Raw genomic sequence first — 18,999 nt, 5'->3', positions numbered from 1 at the left:
CATTTATTGGGAGAGGGGACGCATCTTGCGAACATATACATACCGGCAGCTTCTGCTGGCTCTGCTCCGCAATTACCTGCTCGGCTCCGCGATTGCGGTGCTGGGAGTAGGCAGTGTTCTGATTTATTCCACACTGCGGGCGACCAATCGCGAAATGTCCGTCATGCTGGTTATCCTGGGCGTTTCGCTCTTTGTGATGATACTGGCCGAGCTAACCGTGTTTGCGCGTCAAATGAGGCCGGTCCGTGCGGTCTTTCTCAAACATAGTCCCACTCTGGGAGAAATCAAGGAAGCGTATATACGTATTCACCAGCTTCCGGTACTGGCGGTTAAGCGCATTTTCGGACCGCACTTGTTCGGAATGGTTCTGCCTGCCGTCGTGCTGGCAATCGCCGCCATCCGTATGGGCATGCTGGAAATCAGTTATTTTGACCTGACGCTTGCCGTGCTCGGCGCTCTGCTTGTAGCGTGCATGCACGCGATGATCGAATTTTTTCTGACCGCGTACTCCATCCGCCCGGCGATCCGGCATACGCACGATCTTGCCCTTCGCCTTCACGGCACAGAAGTGTCCTTGGACGGCAGAGTGCTGTTTTCAATTCGTAAAAAGTTCCAGTGGAGCGCGTTTCTGATCGGCACCTTCCCGCTTTTTCTGTATTATTTGACCGTTCAGCTCCGTCTGGTCCGGGAAGATACGTCGCTGCTGATCGATTACTGGAACTGGGACGCGATGATCATCCTGCTCGGCATTCTGTTCGCTTCGCTGGGTGCCTGGCTGCTTTCCCGGGATATCGAGCATCCCATCGGGCAGATACACAAAGTCATGGGAGAAGTCCGTGCGGGGAATCTGGCTACACATGCGCCTGATCTTTATCCCGATGAGTTTTCGCGTCTGGTAGCGGGCTTCAATCACATGGTGGAGGGTCTCCGGGAGCGGGACCGGATTAACCATGAGCTGATTTCGGGCTACTTCGCCGCGCTGGCCGCCGCGCTGGATGCCAGAGACGCCTACACGGCGGGACACTCCGAACGGGTCGCGGGGTATTCTGTCCGGATCGGCAGTCTGGCGGGATTCTCCGAACACGATTTGGAGGAGCTTCGCAAAACGGCGCTGCTGCATGACATCGGCAAGATCGGAATCAGCGATACCGTGCTGTTAAAAGAAGGGCGGCTCACGGACGACGAGTTTGCCCAGATTCAGATGCATCCGGCGCTGGGGGAGCGGATTCTGAGGCAGATAGAGCCGAAGAGCCTGATGGCTCCGTTCCTGCCGGGAGTCCGTTCCCATCATGAACGGTTTGACGGCCGGGGCTATCCGGACGGCCTGAAGGGTCAGGATATCCCCCTTTTCGGCCGGGTGATTGCGATTGCCGACGCTTACGACGCGATGACCTCGGACCGCCCGTACCGCAAAGGAATGTCCGCGGAGAAGGCGCTGTCCATTTTGAAAGAAGGAAGAGGCACGCAGTGGGACCCTCACTTCGCCACCTTGTTTATAGGCTGGCTGGAAGAAGAGAGCGGACCGGATACATCATTGGCCGGAACGGAAAGAACGCGCGAACACGCCGGCTGACTTGGCGGAATAAGGAAGACAATGGCCCTGCCGTCCGGGTAGGGAATGAACGAAGAGACACAGGTACTTTCCGCAGGGCGGAGGTGATGTGTCTTTTCGTTACACGAGGAGCCTTGAGGTCCGTGCCGGTTGCAGCGGCGGAAGAGGGGGCCCATAATTTGGAGCCCAGGCGGCCGCGGTTTTTGTTTGAATTCAATTGCCCGGTGTATTACGGTGTATTTAAACGTGTGTGAATAAGGAGGAAATGTCCATGTGCGGACGGTATACGATCACGGTAACGGTAGAGGAGCTTATGGCCCGCTTCGGCCTTTTCGATGCGCCGGGCATTCCTTATCACAATCCGAAATATAACGTAGCTCCCGGCCAGATGGTGCCGGCCGTCGTGAACGACGGCCGGAGCAACCGGATCGGCGAGCTGAAATGGGGGCTGATCCCGGAGTGGGCCAAGGATGAAAGCGCCGGCGCCAAAATGCTGAATGCCCGCGCGGAGACGGCCGCGGACAAACCCGCTTACCGCATCCCTTTGCGCCGCAAGCGGTGTCTTATTCCGGCCGACGGTTTTTACGAGTGGAAGCGGGAAGGGGGGCGCAAGCAGCCTATGCGTATCCGGCTGAAGGACGGCGGTTTGTTTGCGATGGCCGGTCTCTACGACACCTGGCTTTCGCCGGACGGCCGGCGCGTCAGTACCTGTACCGTGCTGACGACGGCACCGAACCCGCTCGTGGCGGAAATTCATGACCGGATGCCGGTTATTTTGCGGCGGGAGGACGAGGCTTTCTGGCTGGACCGGCAGATTCAGGATCCTGCCGATCTGCTGTCTTTGCTGCAGGCCTATCCGGCCGCGGAGATGGAGGCGTACCCGGTTTCGCAGCTGGTCGGGAACGTGCGCAATGACAGTCCGCGGCTGATCGAACCGGTCGTGCCTCCGGAAAGTCCCGTACAGGAAGGATGGCTGCTGTAAGAAGCGGCCTGAAACAGGCCCACCCGGCTGCAGGATTAAAAAACGCCCGGCACTGCCGGGCCAAACACCCGAAAAAAGCGGGGATCCTCGTGTAAAGGATCCCCGCTTTTTCGATTGATTTACTCCGCGGCAGGTTCGGTTTTGCCTGCCGGATCTTTTTTCCGTTCGGTCAGTCTGATTGTCGGTACGGCCACCGTAAGCACGGCTCCCAGTATAATGAAAATCAGCGCGAACAAGTAGACGGAATGCAGAGAGGAGACGAGCGAATTTTTCAGAATCGGAGCAATGGTTTTCAAAAACTCCGCGGGCATCTCCTTCATAGCTTCCGGGCTGAACAGGAACGAATACAGTCCTTGCGGATTCGTATGAATCATCTCCGTAAATTTGGCCGTCAATTCCTTCGCCTGTTCGGGCAGCTTTTGCAGCACGGGGACAAGCGTGTCCGTCAACTGGCTGGTCGATTTATGATTCATAATCGCCCCGAGGATGGTCATCCCGAACGTTCCGCCGATGGAACGGAAAAACTGGCTCGACGATGTGACGACCCCGAGCTCCGATTTCGGGAACGATTCCTGGAGCACAAGCGTTAGGATCGGCATCACAAGCCCCATGCCGAGACCGATGACGAGCATAATCATCGTAGCGGTAAGCTTCGTCGTGTCAATGCTCATCGTGGTCAGGAGCAGGAATCCGGCCGCCATCACGATCATGCCGATGCTGATTTGGACTTTCGGACCGATCTTGTAGACGATCTGACCGCCTATGATACTGGCAATGATCATCGTAATCATCATCGGGGTCATGATGGTACCGGACGCCGAGGCGCTGACACCGACAACCCCCTGCATGAAGAGCGGCACGAAAATAATGGCGCCGAACATCCCGATGCTCATCAGAAAACCGATGCCGTTGAGCACGGTAAACGTGCGGTTTTTAAACAAACGGACCGGAAGGATCGCTTCCTCCGTACGGGATTCGATAATAATAAAAGCGGTGATGGAGATGACGGCGAGAACGAACAGGCCGATAATCTGCCAGGACAGCCACGGATACTCGCTGCCCCCGAAGCTGAGACCGAGCAGGAGACTGACGACCCCGACAATCATGGTAAACATGCCGGCTACGTCAAACTTGACGGGCCCTTGTGTCTTATGTTTGCTGAGGCCCATGGCGATAAAGATAACGGCGATAATCCCGACGGGCAGATTAATGTAGAACACCCATCTCCAGTTGAGGCCGTCCACGATCCATCCGCCGATCTGCGGACCGATTACGGATGCGAGACCGTACAGGGCACCGAAAACACCCTGCCATTTGGCACGCTGCTTGCCCGTAAACAAGTCTCCGATAATAATCATCGCCATCGGCATCATAATGCCGCCGCCGATACCTTGAATGCCGCGGTAGACGATAAGCTGAGTCATGCTGTCGGTCGTTCCGCAAAGCGCGGAGCTCACCATAAATATAATAAGCCCCGTCACATAGACGACACGCCGGCCGAGAAGGTCGGCCAGTTTACCGGCAATCGGCACAACCGCGGTAGACGTCAGCATGTAGGCGGTAGTCAGCCATGTCATATAACCGAGCCCGCCGAGCTCACCGACGATACGCGGCATAGCGGTACCCACGATCGTTCCTTCGAGGGCTCCGAACAGCATGGCGATAATCAGACCCGCGATCAGCATGCCGCGGTGTTTGGTCATATCTTGTTGTTCCTTTTCCAGTTGAAGTGTTTCTCCCATCGTTTAAACTCCGTTTCTTTCTATGATTTGCAGCAATTTCCGCTGCCGTCATTTTCATCTCCGGCAATGTTTTGCAGTTTTTCGGAAATTTTCATCAGCGACTCCAGCTCGTCCTGGTCGAGCCGCGAATAATACTGTTTGATGACTTCGAAAGTTCTCTGCTTCGCTTCTTTAAGCACACTTTGCCCGTGTTCCGTAAGAGATACCATGACGACACGGCGGTCATTCTCATCGTGATGCCGGACGACAAGCTTGTTCTGTTCCATCCGGTCGATCATAACCGTAATGGCACTGGGCTTTACTTCCATCATTTCAGCCAGCTGGGTGATTTTTCCGGGTCCGGTCTCCGCGATCCAGTTCAGCACATGAAATTGCGGACCGGTCAGCCCCATTTCTTTAAAATGAGACATCTGAGGCCCGATCCTGCGGTAAAAGGACATGGTGGCCCGTAAAATTCGAGCTACGTAATCTTCGTTATCTAGCACGGAAGATTGTCTCCTCCTCTCCATTCAAAAAAATATGTTCATTGTTTATTATTTAAACTATATAAATATTAAGTGCTATATATAAAAAAGTCAATCGCACGGTTTATAAAAAGCGGAGCGCCTTGCCGGAAAAGAAGCAAAACGCTGTCCCGATGTGCTACAATGAAGAAAGCAGGTATAGTTGCGGAGGGTATAGATGAGAACGACGATAAACCAACACAGAAAACCGGCATGGATCGGTTTCCTGCTGGGCCTGCTGACTGCCTGCATCCTGATCGGACAAGCTTACGCTTTTCTCTGGACGGAGCAGCAGAAGGCGAACAGCCGGAACCATCTGTTCTGGGATTCGTATTTAAACGCCATGTACGGCGTTGATAAAAATTGGTCTTCCGTAATTAAACAATTCAAACAAGATTCAGACCCGCAGCGCTTGGCCGCAGATGCCGGTCTTCGCCTGTACAATGCCGATCAGAAGCTGCTCTTCGACGCGGCCGCAACGTCTTCATCCGATAAGGAAGACGTTACGGCCGCCGGCATCGACTTGAGGACCGTTAAGGACGGTAACCGGACTCTGGGTTATTATAGTTTGCCCGCAGCGCCGTTTCATCATCCGGAGCCGCCGTTCTGGGCCGCGGTATTGGCTGGCTCCCTGCTCGTCGGAGGGGCCGCCGGTCTCTACCTGAAGCGGGGAGACAAGCGGTTCCAGACGATGCTGGACCGCATCCTCTTCCGCCTTTCCGTTCTGGCGAGGGAAGACGGATCCGGACTTTCTTTCAGGCGGGGCAAAATAAACGACGGTACGGACATAAACGCCAGAACGGCGGAAGCGGATGCCCTGCTTACGGGCGTCGAGGACAAGCTGCGGCAGATGGAAACCGTGCGTCCGCGCATGGTCGCCGATCTGACCCAGGAGCTCAGGCGCCCGCTTACGGTGCTCCGCTCCAGCCTGGAGCAGGCGCAGATCGAAGAGAAGAGGCTCACGACCGATAAGGCGGCCGCACTCTTCGAGGAAGTCAGCCTTATGTCGGCGCTCGTGAACGACATGCAGCAGCTCATGCTCGCCGAATCCGGCCATCTGGAGCTGGAGCGGCAGTGGTTCTCGCTCCGGGCGAGCCTCGATCCGCTGATCGCCCGGCTGGAAACGGAGGCCCGGGCTTCCGGCATCGAGCTGCGCTATTCGCCGTCCCGGGAGGTCAGCCTGTACGGCGACCGCCACAAGCTGGAGCAGGCTTTCGGCCATCTGATCGGGAACGCCGTGCGGTTGGCCCGTTCGTCGGCAGCCGTGTCGGTCACCGTTAACGATCTGGAAGTGACCGTCACTGTCCGTGATGACGGGGCCGGCCTTGCGCACGACGAGATTCCGCATCTGTTCGAACGCTTTTACCGGACCGCGTATCCGTCGGCCGCCGCGGCTTCCGAACCGGGGCTGGGCTTCGGGATGGCTCTGGTCAAACAGTATGTGGAGGCCCATAACGGAAGTGTCCGGGTCACAAGCGAAGCGGGTCAGGGAACGTCTTTTACCGTCCGTCTGCCTATATTTACCGGCACGTAATCCGGATACCACAAAGGCTGCGGGCATACCTTCAAATGAGGAGGGACGACGATGAGCTACCTTAAATTGCTGCAAATTTACGAAAATGACGGTATGACGCCTAAACGCGCCACCTCATTCCGATATGATCAAATGCTCGGAACCATCCTGCAGGAAATGAAGCCTACGGAAGTGGGCCATTCCATGGTGCTCTGCCGGGTGGACGATTTCCGGTCTTTCCAGACAACCCGGGTTCAGGCCATCGACCGGGACGGTGCCGAGTTCCGGGTGCTCACCCGGAACACGATTTACCACTTCGAAGTCGTGGAGAGCCGGAACGCTTCGCCGGCTTCGCGCCGTGCGTTATGCGAAACCTCTTCGTGAAACCGAGACCGGTCACAGACATCGCCAAAACGTATGCGGTGCCCGGTTAAGCGATACCGAACCGCGTGTGAGCGAGAAGCTTGCACGATATGCCAAAACGCCTCTCAACCCGGTTTAACGGGCTGAGAGGCGTTTTTGTTATGTCAGGCGCAAGTCAATCGCCGGTATTCCGTGCCGCCGCGGCAGCGGGACTCTTTTCGCTGAAAAAGAATTTCATCATCGGCGGTGTGACGATGGTGGTCACGAGAACGACCACGACAATGACCGCGAACATTTCTTCGGAAAGCAGTCCCGACTCCTGACCGATGGCGGCAATAATCAGGGCGACTTCGCCGCGGGATACCATGGCCGCACCGATGGCCAGAGAGCTGCGCCACTTGAACCCGGCGAGTCTGGCGCCGACGGCGGAACCGGCAAGCTTCGTCGCGATGGCCAGAAGACTGAGCATCACGATAAGCCCGATCGAAGAGGAAATTCCCTGGAATTGCACGGTAACTCCGATAGACGTGAAAAAAACCGGAACGAAGATGGAGTAACCGATCGTCTCCACTTTTTCGAACACTTCGTGCTTGAAATTCGTCAGGCTTATGGCGACTCCGGCGATATAAGCGCCGATGATGGCTGCGACTCCGGCATATTCCGCCATATAGGCGTAACCGAAGCAGATAATGAGAGCGGCGGAGATTACCGTTTCCGTAACTCGCAGGGGAGCGAATTTTTTCAAGATCCAAGGGACCGCTTTCCAGGCGAAAAGAAGAGCAAGCGCGAAGAAAACGACTTTTTTCACGACAATCATGCCGAGGTTGACGTCTCCGCCCGCCATGCTCATCACAAAAGCGAGCGCGATAATGACCAGCACATCGTCAATGACGGCCGCTCCGAGGATCGTCGTCCCTTCCCTGGATTTCAGCTTGCCCATCTCCTTGAGTGCCTGAACCGAGATGCTGACGCTGGTCGCGGACAGAAGAAGGCCGAGAAAGGAAGCTTCCAGCGGAGATTGATTCAGCAGGATGCCGGCGAGATAACCGAGGCCGAACGGGACGATAATGCCGGCTACCCCGACGTAACCGGAGGCTTTGCCCGTACGTTTAAACTCCTCCGTATCGGTTTCGAGGCCCGCGATGAACATCAGCAGAATGACCCCGATTTGACTGATTTCCTGCAGCACGTCCGTATTCGTCACAAGGCCGAGAAGATTGGGTCCCAGCACAATCCCGATAAGAAGCTTTCCCAGAACCGAAGGCTGACCTAGCCTTACGCTGATGTCCCCGGCCAGTTTCGATGCAAGCAGAATAATAGCAAGTTGAAAAATTAGCACGTACCGCCTCACACTCCTTGTTGTCTTATTGTAGTCCCGGAAGCCGTAAAAGCATACAAAAAGAGCCCGTTACCAAAACCCGCTGTGTAGACACAGCAAGGCCTTGGTGACAGGCTCCTCCGGGAACTGCAATTTTAAGTTGCTATAATTATACACCGGTGACGGACGAAAAGCAATGGAAACAGGTGGGATAGACAGATGACAGGCCGGTGAGCCATTTTTCGCAAGATGCCCAAGATTGTGGTACAATTTAGGAAATAAGGTTGGGAAAGGAAGGCGCCTGCATGAAAATAGTTAAGGAAGCAATGGGTTGGGCCGGGTCTATCGGCATTTCGTTTGTTCTCGTCCTGTTTATCGGTATTTTCGTTTTTCAGCCCTACAAAGTTGACGGACATTCCATGGACCCTACGCTTCAAGATAAAGAGCGGATATATGTCTCCAAGCTGGTACATACCTTCGCCCAGGAACCGGAATACGGGGACATCGTCGTCATCGACAGCCGGGTGGACCGTCCTCGTACATTTAAGGACAGCTTGATGGAACAGCCGGTCATTCAGATGATTGCGGGAAGCGCGAATAAGAAAACCTTTTACGTCAAAAGAGTGATCGGCAAAGCGGGGGACGTTCTGGAATTCAAAGATCATCAGGTGTACCGGAACGGACAAGCGCTTGAGGAGCCGTATATAAAAGAAACGATGGAGTTCGTTTCCGATCAGAAGTGGACAGTGCCGGAAGGCCATGTTTTCGTGATGGGAGATAACCGCAACGACAGCGAGGACAGCCGGGACATCGGATTTATCCCGCTTGGTCATGTGATGGGAGTCAAAAAACTGCCATAACCGGTTGCGGAAGCATCGGCAAAGATCAGTTTTACGAACGGCGGCTGAGACCGGAAAGGAGGTTATTATGAGAACGCCTACGGACGATCAGGCATGGTACAGTTATCCGGGAATGGTGGCCGTCGTGACTTCACGTTACGGCGGTCGGCAAAACGTGATGGCCTCCGGGTGGCACACCTACATAGGCTCCTCTCCCGGTATATACGGCATTTCTTTAAGGAAAGAGACCCATACCTATGCTCTAATAGAGAAGAGCGGCGTGTTCGGCGTTCATTTTCTGCCGGGTTCGAAGTCGGAGCTCATCCAAGCGGTGGGAACGTTCAGCGGAAGAGACATGGACAAGTACAAGGAATTCGGAATCGCTTATGACAACGGACTGCTGGCGGATATTCCTGTTTTGAAGGATGCCTACTATGCTTATGAGTGCAGAGTCACGGATATCCGGACTTACGGGGATCATGAATGGATTGCGGGAGAAATTCTCCAGCGGTATAAGGACGAAGACTTGTTTTTGGACAACGGCCTGTCCGATTTGGGCAAGCTTCAGATTCCTTTGTACATGGGAAGGTCCACCTACCGTATCGTGGAGGAGAACACGAAAGAAGCGAAGCATCTGTTCGGATAAGATTTTTTGTGTACAGTTGATAAAACAAACCGCCCCGTTTAACGAGGGCGGTTTTGTCTGGTTTGCCGCTTGTTCCAACATACCCCGGCATTAAGCAGGAGCTGCCCTGTCGTCGGGCAAATACTCAACGGACCGCTTTTTGAAAGAGGCTGATGTAAAAGTCCGGAGCGACTTCCACGTCCCGTTCATGCTTGTAGCCGTTTTTCAAATATAAATTTTTCGCCGGAACGTTGTCCTTGCCCGTCGCTACGTTAATCAGGGACATGTGGCCCATGTCGGATTCCAGCGTGTTTAAAAGCTTCTGGGCGATACCCTTCTTGAAATGATCCGGGTGGACGACCATCCGGCAAATCGTGACCGTTTCTTCTTCGACCGTGCAGGAAACGGCTCCCGCGAGCTGATTGTCCAGGAAATAACCTCTAAACTGTTCGCCGCATGTCAGAAATTGTTCGAAAGTCTCTTTTAACGGCGGAATCTCATAGAAATCGATAAGTTTAGCTTCGATTAAGTAAGAGGCCCGCTGTAATTCATACAGATTGCGTACGAGCTCCGTGTCGTTAAAATCTAAGATTGTAATAAAGCCTTCATTCAAAATAGGTCACCTCATGGATTGTTAGGAGTAGTCTCTATCATACGGAGCGGGGATTTTAAATTAAAGAGGAGCGTTTCATTATAACGAATTTTTCCAATGGAATTAGTATCCATATAACAAATATAAAATGGAAAAACCCCGTGCCGAATGGTACGGGGGCCTTTTTTAGATAGAAGTATCAACTTGGAACTCAACTTTTTTATAACCGTTCAGCTTATCCATAGATACGAACTGAACAGTTTTACTTTCCCCTTTTTTCAATCCTTCGACGCCGCCTTGTGCAATCCCCAGACGTTTTTCGTCTTTATCATAAAGTACTGCACTCAGCACGGCTGCTTGAATATCTTTATCTCCGGTATTTTGTACTTTAGCTGTTACCATCCACATTCCGGCCGATTCTTTTACGGATACGCCCGTGATTTTAAACTCTCCCGCAGTATATTCGCCTTCGCTTTCTTTCGCTTTAGGAGCTTCGGAAGGCTTAGGTGTAGCTTCCGGAGTTGCTTTAGGAGTTTCGCTGGGAGCGGAACTAGCAGCAGGTGGTGTTTCGGCAGATGTTTTGGCCGGTTGCTCAGAACTGCAGCCAGCGGCTAAAACTAAGGCGGCAACAGATACAAAAAGAATCTTTTTCATTTTTCCCCCTATGAACATAAACCATATTTAAATACAATTGCTAGTTTAGCAGATAGAGGGAATTATATCCATATGATTTGAGACTTTCTGTTATCGGTCATCCTGTTTATGTAGAAATTTATGAAACAGTAACGCTTGCAGGATTGAGCGAAAATCCTCTTACTCCCGCCGGTCCTCTTGGGTGTCAGTCCATTCATATAAGTCATCCATATAACAATTGAGGATTATTGCGGCTTCCCTGGTTTTAACTAAAGATAAGCGCCTCTCACCATGGACAACTTTAGAAACGAAGGAATCTGAAAGGTTTAATCGTTGGGCCAATTGTGCTTGTGTCATACCTTTACTGCCGAGGAGTTCGGGCAAGCGGCTTCTCCCAATACGGAGCGCCAAAGAAAGGACCTCCTTCATGGAACAATTCATTTGGATAAATTGTATCACGCTTATTTCAAGCAGGTAAACGGCCATGGGGACTAGACGCGTATCTATAGAAGAAACAAATTTTTTAATTGTGAAAAAACTATACCTAAAGGTCTATAAATAAAAATCGGCCCCCGTATCACTACGAGGGCCTTTCATGGGAGAGGAGAAACCGGACGAAGAGCTTATGGGGAAACGTAAGTCTTCTCCGCGGTTGTCTACGACACTTTTGATGTCGATAATTCAATCATATCCGAAAAAAAGACAGGCTATACACGGACAGGAAATTTTTATTTTTCAAAGCCCTTTTGTGCAACGAACAAAGATTGTGGTACGATAACAGAAAACCGACAAGAACAATACAGTGGGGAATTTAGCGTATGAGAGTGATTTCTGGAAGTGCCCGGGGCCGTTCCTTAAAGGCCGTACCCGGGATGAGCACGCGTCCGACGACCGATAAGGTCAAGGAGGCGATCTTTTCGATGATCGGGCCTTATTTTGACGGAGGCACGGGACTGGATCTGTTCGCCGGAACCGGCGGTCTCGGGATCGAGGCTTTGAGCCGGGGGCTGGACACGTGCATATTTATCGACCTGGAGAAAAAAAGTTTGGACACCGTGCGCCACAATCTGGAGGTTACCGGATTGACGGACCGTGCGGAAATATACCGCAATGATGCGGGACGCGCACTGAAGGCTCTGGAGAAACGGGGAAAGCGGTTCGGGCTTGTTTTCCTGGACCCGCCTTACCGGTTTAAAATTACCGGAGAACTTATGCAAAAAATGAAGGGATCGGGACTGCTCGAGCAGGGGGCGACGATCGTGGTGGAACATGACGCCGCGGACAAGCTTCCTGAGGATTTCGAGGGTTTTGTCATGCAGCGGCGAGCCGATTACGGGGATACGGCCGTGACTTTGTACACCTTTGAAGACACCGGGCTGAACTGAACCGAACAGAAGAAGGAGCTGACACAGCTGTGCATCAGGAAAAACCACGCTTGAAAATAGCGGTTTATCCGGGAAGCTTCGATCCCGTGACGAACGGCCATTTGGACATTATCCGCCGGGCGGCAAAAGTTTTTGATAAATTAATCGTAGCCGTACTGAACAACACGTCAAAAAATCCTTTGTTTTCTCTCGAAGAACGTATCGAACTTCTGACGAAAGTGACGAAGGACATTCCGAACGTCGAGGTGGACGGGTTCCGGGATCTATTGATCAACTATATGGAATCCAAAGATGTACATATTATTGTCCGGGGACTCCGTGCGGTCTCCGATTTCGAATACGAGCTGCAGACTGTCGACGATGAACAACAAACTGAACGAAGAAGTGGAAACGTTCTTTATGACCTCTTCACCCCAGTACTCCTTCCTCAGCTCCAGCATTGTAAAAGAAATTGCCCGTTTTCACGGCCCGGTTTCCCATTTCGTGCCGCAGGAAGTGGAAGAAGAGCTGAAACTGAAATTTGCCGCAAGCACGCGGCAACCGTAGAACAAGGAAGGCTGCCGGGTGCAGGCTTCCTCTCTCTTTTGCGGGCTTGTCAGGCTTTAGGGCCCGCATGGAGTGCGCGCTGCGAGCGTACATGCAAAGCATAGGAGAGGACGCAGGCCGCGGCCAGAACGAGCAGAAGAATGCCAAGCTGCGCGAAGGCAGGCATCCAAACGCCCGAGAAAGAGAGCAAAGGCCACTCCTCCGCCCTTGCCGCAGGGGCTAGAGTTCCCGAAACTTCGAGCGTTTGCCGCGCGGAGGGCGCATAGGGGAACAGTCCGCTTGTGAAGCGCCATAACAGAAGCACCAGCACGTATGAAAAGCAGGCGTGCAGCAGGCGCGCCATCAGAAAGGGCAGATACCGCAGACCCGCGCCGTAGGCGGCGCTCAGGGCCTGTGCGTGGGAAGACAACCCGCCGAACCCGAGAAAAGCCGCGATTAAAGCGAGTTTGATGCTCTGGGGCAATGCCTGCTCTCCCGCCGCGGCGTGAGCGCCCAAGTGCAGCTCGAACAAGCCGGAGGCGAGATGATGCAGCAGGTCGGGCCCGACGGGCAGTCCGAGGAGCCCTCCGGCGGCTTGCAGCATCTCCGGCATCGTTATTAGGTGAATAATGACGGAGAAAATCATAATATAGCCGCCGACGACCATCAGCGACTGCACCGAAGCCGTCACGGCCTCGCCGAGCAGCTGGCCGAACGCGCGGCCGTCCTCGCTGCGGGCGTGGGCCAGGCTGCCTGCGGCCTGCCGCCACAGGGAGGCGCCGGAAGCCCGGCTGACCTCCCCGCGGCGCTTCGCGGGTGGGGCCTCGGCGCCGCGGCCGGGCGCTGACGCGTCCGCCCGCCAGGCACGCTCCCGCGCCTCGCCGGGGCCCGCGTGCGTGCGGGCAGGCTCCGCGCCCGCCCCGCCGGCGGCTTCACGCGAATCCCCGGCTCCGTCCGCGGATTCGGGCTGCCCCGGCTCTGCAGCGCCCGCCGGCTTCTTCGGAGGCGGCAGCACGAAGCCGAGCAGCAGCGCGCCGCCGTAGTGCACGCCGGCCAGCAGCAGCCCCAGGCGCGGGCTGTGCAGGAACCCGGTGCCGATCACGGTGACGATCAGCACCGGGCTTGCCAGATGCGACAGCGCCAGGAGGCGCTCGCCTTCCCCGTGCGTAAGCAGCTCCCGGCGGCGGAGCTTGGCCGTGAAGTGGGCGCCGCCCGGGAAGCCGCTCAAAGCTCCTGCGGCAAGCGCCAGGCCGCCCGCGCCCGGAAGGCGGAGCAGGAGCCGCGCGAGCGGCTCCAGCAGGGTGCCGAGGGCGTGAACGACACCGAAACCGAGCAGCAGCTCGGTAAGAATCATAAACGGCAGCAGCGCCGGGAATACGATATTCCACCAGATCGTGATGCCCTCCAGGGATGCCTGGAGCGCCTTGTCCGGAAAAGCGATAATCGACGCGACCAGAGCGGCCGCAAGACTGCCGAGCAGCAGCGTGGTACGATACCCGCCGCCGCGGTGCGTTAGGGATTTCGGCATGTAAACACCTCGATTCGTTTGCTACATGTGTACGCCGGACCGAAGATGTTTAGACCAAGCCCGCCCCGCATACACTAACAAACATCCATTCTCCGATTTTCGGAAACGGAACGGGAGGGAGCCCTTTAAAATGACTGACAAAAATTATGAAAACCAGCGTTACAACGACGAGCAGGAACAAGAAGAACGCGAACGGGAAACGGATTACGGCAGCGGAGCCGATGAAGAGGTTCGGGAGAGGCCCGTTATCCGCCGGGCGCATCCGCAGAGGCGTTCCAGGCGTTTTTTTACGTCGCTTCTTGTCGGCTTTCTCTGTTTCGTTATCCTGTTTTACGTTCCTCTGCCCTTTTTTATCTATATGCCCGGTACGGCTGAGGCCGTCCATCCGATGGTCAGTGTCCCCAAGAGCGATAACACCGATGAGAAAGGCTCGCTTATGCTCGTTACGGTCCGGGTGGCCAATGCGAACGTAGTAACGTATCTGTGGTCCCTGGCCAACAAATACGACGAACTCCAGCTCAAGAAAGATGTCCTCCGGGGGATGTCCGAGAAAGATTACAGCCAGCAGCAGCAATTTGTCATGCTCACTTCCCAAAGCGACGCGATTCAGACCGCTTACAAGAAAGCGGGCGTTCCTTTCCATATAAAAGGAGAAGGTGTGATGGTCACGGGCCTCTCGCCGGGTCTTCCCGCAGAGAAAGTGATGCAGGCCGGAGACAAGGTCACCAAAGCGGACGAGAAGGAAATCAAAACTTCTCAGGACCTTTTCGCCTTTCTGGAAAACAAGAAAGAAGGGGACACGGTTACGCTAACCTTTATCCGCGGAGATAAAGAGATGACGGCGCCGCTCACGCTGGCCAAGCTGCCGCCCGATAAAGACACCGGCAAGAGCCGTGTGGGTATCGGGATTACGATGGCCGAAATGCAAAGCGTCCAGGCGGACGATCCTTCCAAGCAGGTTACCATCAAAGCGGGTGAAATCGGCGGCCCCTCGGCCGGTCTGATGTTTTCCCTGGAGATTTACAACCAGCTGCTTCCCGAAGACATCACGAAGGGGCACAAAATCGCGGGAACCGGGACGATCGATACGGAAGGGAAAGTCGGCGTTATCGGCGGAATCAAGCATAAAGTCATCGCGGCGGACCGCGAAGGAGCGGAGATCTTTTTTGCTCCCCAGGATCTCAAAACAGACAAAGGCACGATCTACAATTATACCGAAGCTTTGGCCCGGGCCAAGGAAATCGGAACGAAGATGAAGATCGTTCCCGTCGCGACGATGGACGATGCCCTAAAGTATTTGGCGGAGCTTCCTCCGAAATGATTGACAAACCGGAAGATTAATAGCTATAATTATCTTTGTTTGTTTGAGGTGATAAAACATGTGGATTCAACTGAAAGAAATTATGGCCAAAGGACAGCCTGTTGCCATCCGCGAATCGCTTAACGGCGAGGCGCTGCTGAAGGGCCGCAAGGATATTTTGTCCGCAGGACCGATCGTCACGGATCTGGAGGCGAAACCGGCGTCCGACGTCGTGGAAGTAACCGGCCGTGTTTCCGTCGAGCTTGAGTTTAGCTGTTCCCGTTGTTTGACTCCGTTCAAGCAGACGTTGAACATTCCCTTTCGGGAAATTTTTACTTCGAAGCCGGAAGTGGAAGCTCAGGCTTCCGAGGATGAGGACGAGATCATCCATCTGGTGCGCGAAGATAAAGTGGAATTGAACCCTTACATTGAAGAGAATATACAGCTTGAGCTGCCGCTCGCGCCGGTTTGCCGGGAAGACTGCAAAGGGCTTTGTCCCGAATGCGGAACGAACCGAAACGAACGCGACTGCGGCTGCAAGAACGAACGGATCGATCCAAGACTGGCCGGTCTGGCTGATTTTTTCAACTCGTAGGGATATGGGGATTACGTTAAGGAGGTGGAATTCATGGCAGTACCGTTCAGAAAAACATCCAAAACCCGCCGCGACAAGCGCCGTACCCACTTCAAATTGGAAGTTCCGGGCATGGTTAAGTGCGAGCAGTGCGGAGAACTGAAACTTTCTCACCGCGTTTGCAAAAACTGCGGCACATACAAAGGCAGAGAAATCGTACAAGCTTAATTTTATTAGGCTGACAAATAGTACTTCATCTTAGGTGAGGTGCTATTTTTTTTGCCCAAAAGCCGGGAGTGCTATAAGGTGAAAGGAGGACCGGAGCGGATTTGTCCGCAAGGCTTCCCTTTTGCACGCAAATTATATATACTACTTTTAGTACTAGGTAATAAGAGGAGGCCATATTACCGGCCGCCTCCACAAGCAGGGTGGTGCTTGTCATCGAACGTCTTCCGAAACGCACTCGTCAGCAGCAGCTGCTGCAGGCAATTGAAGATAATCCGTTTCTGACGGATGAAGAATTAATGCGCAAGTTTCAAGTTAGCATTCAAACCGTTCGACTGGACCGTCTCGAGCTGGGGATACCCGAGCTGCGCGAACGGATCAAGCATATGGCGGAACGCTCCTACGATCAGGTTCGTTCTCTGCCCATTGATGAAGTGATCGGGGAAATCATCGATCTGCAGCTCGACAAGAGCGGCATTTCCATGTTCGAACTGACCGAAGATCATGTTTTTTCCCGTACCAAAATCGCGCGCGGGCATCATATTTTCGCCCAGGCCAATTCGCTCGCCGTTGCGGTAATCAACGATCCGATCGCGCTTACCGCTTCGGCCGACATCCGGTTTATCCGCTCCGCCATGCTTGGCGAGAAATGTATCGCGAAAGCGTACGTTAAGTCCCTGTCGAAGGGGAAAGCCAAGGTGGACGTGCAGACGTTTATCGGAGACGAAGTTGTTTTCGAAGGCAGCTTCGTCATCTTTCACTCCAAGAAAGAACAACTACGAACAGAAGGTGGGCAAGCCAATGCGGATCGCAATTGACGCAATGGGCGGCGACCACGCCCCGGCAATCGTCGTGGAGGGAGCTCTGGCGGCAGCCAAGGAATGGACCGATGTCGAGCTTCTGCTCGTCGGCGATTCGGCGAAGATCGAGGCGCTGCTTACGGAGCGCCCCTCGAATCTGCGTGTCATTCACGCTTCCGAGATCATCGAAGCCGAAGACGAGCCTGTCCGGGCCGTCCGCCGCAAGAAAGACGCCTCGATGGTCGTCGCCGGCCGGCTGGTCAAGGAAGGCGGAGCCGACGCGATGATTTCGGCCGGCAACACCGGCGCCCTTATGACGACGGGTCTTCTCGTAGTCGGCCGGGTGCCCGGCATCGAACGCCCGGCTCTCGCGCCGATGATCCCGACGCTGGACGGCAACGGTGTTCTCGCGCTTGATCTGGGCGCGAACATGGACTCCAGTCCCGAAAACCTGCTCCAATACGCCATTATGGGAAGCATTTACAGAAGCAAGGTTCACGGCATGGACCGTCCGCGCGTAGGTCTGCTTAACATCGGCACGGAAGCGAAGAAAGGCAATGAGCTGACGAAGGCGGCATATCCGCTGCTGGAGCAAGCTCCCGTACATTTCGTGGGCAACGTTGAGTCCCGCGATATTCTCCGCGCCGAATGCGACGTTATCGTCTGCGACGGATTTGCCGGCAACATTATGCTCAAAACGCTGGAGGGAGCGGCCTCGGCCATCTTCTCCGCTTTGAAAACCGAGTTCACCCGTACGACGCTGACCAAACTGGCCGCGGCCGTACTGAAGCCGGGCTTGTCCGCTTTCAAGGGCAAGCTGGATTATACGGAGCACGGGGCGGCTCCCCTGCTCGGATTAAGCGGGCTCGTGCTGAAAAGTCACGGCTCGTCCGACGCGAAGGCGATCAAGAACGCCGTGCGCCAGGCGAGAACGGCGCTCCAGAACGACCTGGTCGGCGCAATCGCTACGGAAATCAAGAACGGGAAGTGAGTGGTCCTAATGAATGGCATTCCTGTAGGCATTCTGGGCACGGGTAAATATGTGCCCGATCGGGTTTTAACGAATCAGGAGCTTGAAACGATGGTGGAGACGAACGATGAATGGATCGTGACGCGCACCGGAATCCGGGAACGGAGAATGGCGGCTCCCGAGCAGGCAACCTCAGATCTGGCATTGGAAGCATCGCGCATTGCGCTTGAGAAGGCGGGAATTACGGCGGATCAGCTCGATTTGATCATCGTGGCTACCGTCACGCCGGATATGGCGTTTCCATCGGCTTCCTGCATTCTTCAGGAGAAGCTGGGCGCCAAGAACGCGGCGGCTTTTGACTTGGCCGCAGCCTGCGCCGGTTTTATCTACGGATTGGCCAACGCGTCCAATTTTATAGCGAACGGTGTTTACAAGTATGCCCTGGTCATAGGAGCGGATACCTTGTCGCGGATCACGGACTATACGGACCGCAACACGTGCATTTTGTTCGGCGACGGAGCCGGCGCGGTCGTGATCGGCGCGGTTCCGGAAGGACGCGGGTTCAAATCCTTTGAACTGGGAGCCGACGGCTCCGGTGCGGAACTTCTTAAGATCGCCGGCGGCGGCTCACGCAATCCGGCATCCCCGGAAAGTCTCGACCAGCGTCTTCACTATATCTATATGGCCGGCAGCGAAGTGTTTAAGTTCGCGGTACGCATCATGGGATCGGCCGCGGAAGAAGCGCTCCGCAAAGCGGGACTTCACAAAAACGATATCGATCTGCTGATTCCTCACCAGGCCAACATCCGGATTATCCAATCCGCGCTCAACCGTCTGGACCTGACCGAGGATAAATGCATGATCAATCTGGACCGCTACGGCAATATGTCGGCGGCTTCCATTCCGGTAGCGCTGGCGGAGGCTGCGGATCAGGGCCGTCTTAAAGAAGGCGATACCACGGTGCTGGTCGGTTTCGGCGGCGGTCTGACCTGGGGAGCGTCCGTACTGGTCTGGTAAAATAGCGGAAGGG

Annotated in this window: 20 protein-coding genes and 1 pseudogene; 14 read left to right on the top strand and 7 right to left on the bottom strand. The window is 54.7% G+C overall.

The window, feature by feature from the left end:
- The first annotated feature begins 25 nt into the window (after positions 1-25).
- Together ABC395_RS16935 and ABC395_RS16930 are read left to right on the top strand one after the other, a co-directional pair.
- Positions 26-1,573 (top strand): HD domain-containing phosphohydrolase, encoded by a 1,548-nt coding sequence (locus ABC395_RS16935; protein ID WP_413004884.1) that lies wholly within the window; start codon positions 26-28, stop codon positions 1,571-1,573.
- Positions 1,574-1,823: 250 nt separating this feature from the next.
- Positions 1,824-2,534, top strand: coding sequence for an SOS response-associated peptidase (locus ABC395_RS16930; protein ID WP_413004882.1), 711 nt, complete (start codon positions 1,824-1,826; stop codon positions 2,532-2,534).
- Positions 2,535-2,653: 119 nt separating this feature from the next.
- Here the strand turns inward: ABC395_RS16930 and ABC395_RS16925 are convergent, their stop codons facing one another.
- Both ABC395_RS16925 and ABC395_RS16920 read right to left on the bottom strand, forming a co-directional pair.
- Positions 2,654-4,276: an MDR family MFS transporter gene (locus ABC395_RS16925; protein WP_413004880.1), complete on the bottom strand. Its 1,623-nt coding sequence runs from the start codon at positions 4,274-4,276 to the stop codon at positions 2,654-2,656.
- Between the two features lie 20 nt (positions 4,277-4,296).
- Entirely contained in the window at positions 4,297-4,761 is a 465-nt protein-coding gene (locus ABC395_RS16920) for a MarR family winged helix-turn-helix transcriptional regulator (protein WP_413004878.1), read from the bottom strand.
- Positions 4,762-4,957: 196 nt separating this feature from the next.
- Here ABC395_RS16920 and ABC395_RS16915 point away from each other — a divergent pair, with 196 nt between their 5' ends.
- Together ABC395_RS16915 and ABC395_RS16910 are read left to right on the top strand one after the other, a co-directional pair.
- Positions 4,958-6,313, top strand: coding sequence for a sensor histidine kinase (locus ABC395_RS16915; protein WP_413004876.1), 1,356 nt, complete (start codon positions 4,958-4,960; stop codon positions 6,311-6,313).
- A 51-nt stretch (positions 6,314-6,364) separates the two neighbouring features.
- Positions 6,365-6,676, top strand: coding sequence for a hypothetical protein (locus tag ABC395_RS16910; protein ID WP_413004874.1), 312 nt, complete (start codon positions 6,365-6,367; stop codon positions 6,674-6,676).
- 154 nt (positions 6,677-6,830) lie between these two features.
- Here ABC395_RS16910 and ABC395_RS16905 read toward each other — a convergent pair whose 3' ends face one another.
- Positions 6,831-7,994: a cation:proton antiporter gene (locus tag ABC395_RS16905; protein ID WP_413004873.1), complete on the bottom strand. Its 1,164-nt coding sequence runs from the start codon at positions 7,992-7,994 to the stop codon at positions 6,831-6,833.
- A 284-nt stretch (positions 7,995-8,278) separates the two neighbouring features.
- On the opposite strand from ABC395_RS16905, the gene lepB reads away from it, so the two are divergent.
- Positions 8,279-8,833, top strand: coding sequence for a signal peptidase I (gene lepB / locus ABC395_RS16900; protein WP_413004871.1), 555 nt, complete (start codon positions 8,279-8,281; stop codon positions 8,831-8,833).
- A 67-nt stretch (positions 8,834-8,900) separates the two neighbouring features.
- Positions 8,901-9,458 (top strand): flavin reductase family protein, encoded by a 558-nt coding sequence (locus ABC395_RS16895; RefSeq protein WP_413004869.1) that lies wholly within the window; start codon positions 8,901-8,903, stop codon positions 9,456-9,458.
- A 124-nt stretch (positions 9,459-9,582) separates the two neighbouring features.
- Here the strand turns inward: ABC395_RS16895 and ABC395_RS16890 are convergent, their stop codons facing one another.
- The 3 genes from ABC395_RS16890 to ABC395_RS16880 all read right to left on the bottom strand — a co-directional run bounded on the left by ABC395_RS16890 (position 9,583) and on the right by ABC395_RS16880 (position 11,091).
- Complete coding sequence (locus ABC395_RS16890; protein ID WP_413004867.1) at positions 9,583-10,050, bottom strand: GNAT family N-acetyltransferase; 468 nt, start codon at positions 10,048-10,050, stop codon at positions 9,583-9,585.
- Between the two features lie 165 nt (positions 10,051-10,215).
- Entirely contained in the window at positions 10,216-10,683 is a 468-nt protein-coding gene (locus ABC395_RS16885) for an FxLYD domain-containing protein (RefSeq protein WP_413004866.1), read from the bottom strand.
- A gap of 159 nt (positions 10,684-10,842) precedes the next feature.
- Positions 10,843-11,091, bottom strand: a complete 249-nt coding sequence (locus ABC395_RS16880) for a helix-turn-helix domain-containing protein (RefSeq protein ID WP_413006760.1) — start codon at positions 11,089-11,091, stop codon at positions 10,843-10,845.
- Between the two features lie 389 nt (positions 11,092-11,480).
- On the opposite strand from ABC395_RS16880, the gene rsmD reads away from it, so the two are divergent.
- Both rsmD and coaD read left to right on the top strand, forming a co-directional pair.
- Entirely contained in the window at positions 11,481-12,047 is a 567-nt protein-coding gene (gene rsmD, locus ABC395_RS16875) for a 16S rRNA (guanine(966)-N(2))-methyltransferase RsmD (protein ID WP_413004864.1), read from the top strand.
- A gap of 29 nt (positions 12,048-12,076) precedes the next feature.
- Positions 12,077-12,593: pseudogene (coaD, locus tag ABC395_RS16870) on the top strand (pantetheine-phosphate adenylyltransferase).
- Between the two features lie 49 nt (positions 12,594-12,642).
- Here coaD and ABC395_RS16865 read toward each other — a convergent pair.
- Positions 12,643-14,100: a sporulation protein gene (locus tag ABC395_RS16865; RefSeq protein WP_413004862.1), complete on the bottom strand. Its 1,458-nt coding sequence runs from the start codon at positions 14,098-14,100 to the stop codon at positions 12,643-12,645.
- Between the two features lie 130 nt (positions 14,101-14,230).
- On the opposite strand from ABC395_RS16865, the gene ABC395_RS16860 reads away from it, so the two are divergent.
- From ABC395_RS16860 to ABC395_RS16835, 6 genes are all read left to right on the top strand, one after another.
- Positions 14,231-15,421: a SepM family pheromone-processing serine protease gene (locus tag ABC395_RS16860; protein WP_413004860.1), complete on the top strand. Its 1,191-nt coding sequence runs from the start codon at positions 14,231-14,233 to the stop codon at positions 15,419-15,421.
- Between the two features lie 58 nt (positions 15,422-15,479).
- Complete coding sequence (locus ABC395_RS16855) at positions 15,480-15,995, top strand: YceD family protein (protein ID WP_413004858.1); 516 nt, start codon at positions 15,480-15,482, stop codon at positions 15,993-15,995.
- A 33-nt stretch (positions 15,996-16,028) separates the two neighbouring features.
- The gene (rpmF, locus tag ABC395_RS16850) at positions 16,029-16,202 is read left to right on the top strand and encodes a 50S ribosomal protein L32 (RefSeq protein ID WP_009673368.1); all 174 of its coding nucleotides are present in this window, start codon (positions 16,029-16,031) and stop codon (positions 16,200-16,202) included.
- A 200-nt stretch (positions 16,203-16,402) separates the two neighbouring features.
- The gene (gene fapR, locus ABC395_RS16845; RefSeq protein ID WP_036739470.1) at positions 16,403-17,017 is read left to right on the top strand and encodes a transcription factor FapR; all 615 of its coding nucleotides are present in this window, start codon (positions 16,403-16,405) and stop codon (positions 17,015-17,017) included.
- Complete coding sequence (plsX, locus tag ABC395_RS16840) at positions 17,001-17,990, top strand: phosphate acyltransferase PlsX (protein WP_413004856.1); 990 nt, start codon at positions 17,001-17,003, stop codon at positions 17,988-17,990. The genes fapR and plsX overlap by 17 nt, the downstream gene beginning before the upstream one ends.
- Positions 17,991-17,999: 9 nt before the next feature.
- Positions 18,000-18,986, top strand: coding sequence for a beta-ketoacyl-ACP synthase III (locus ABC395_RS16835; RefSeq protein ID WP_413004854.1), 987 nt, complete (start codon positions 18,000-18,002; stop codon positions 18,984-18,986).
- Positions 18,987-18,999 lie beyond the last annotated feature (13 nt).

The organism is Paenibacillus canaveralius (assembly GCF_047238265.1).
In the GTDB taxonomy this organism is placed as follows: domain Bacteria; phylum Bacillota; class Bacilli; order Paenibacillales; family NBRC-103111; genus Paenibacillus_F.
The sequence above is the reverse complement of the archived record's forward strand: the minus strand, read 5'-3'. Positions and strand labels throughout refer to the sequence as shown.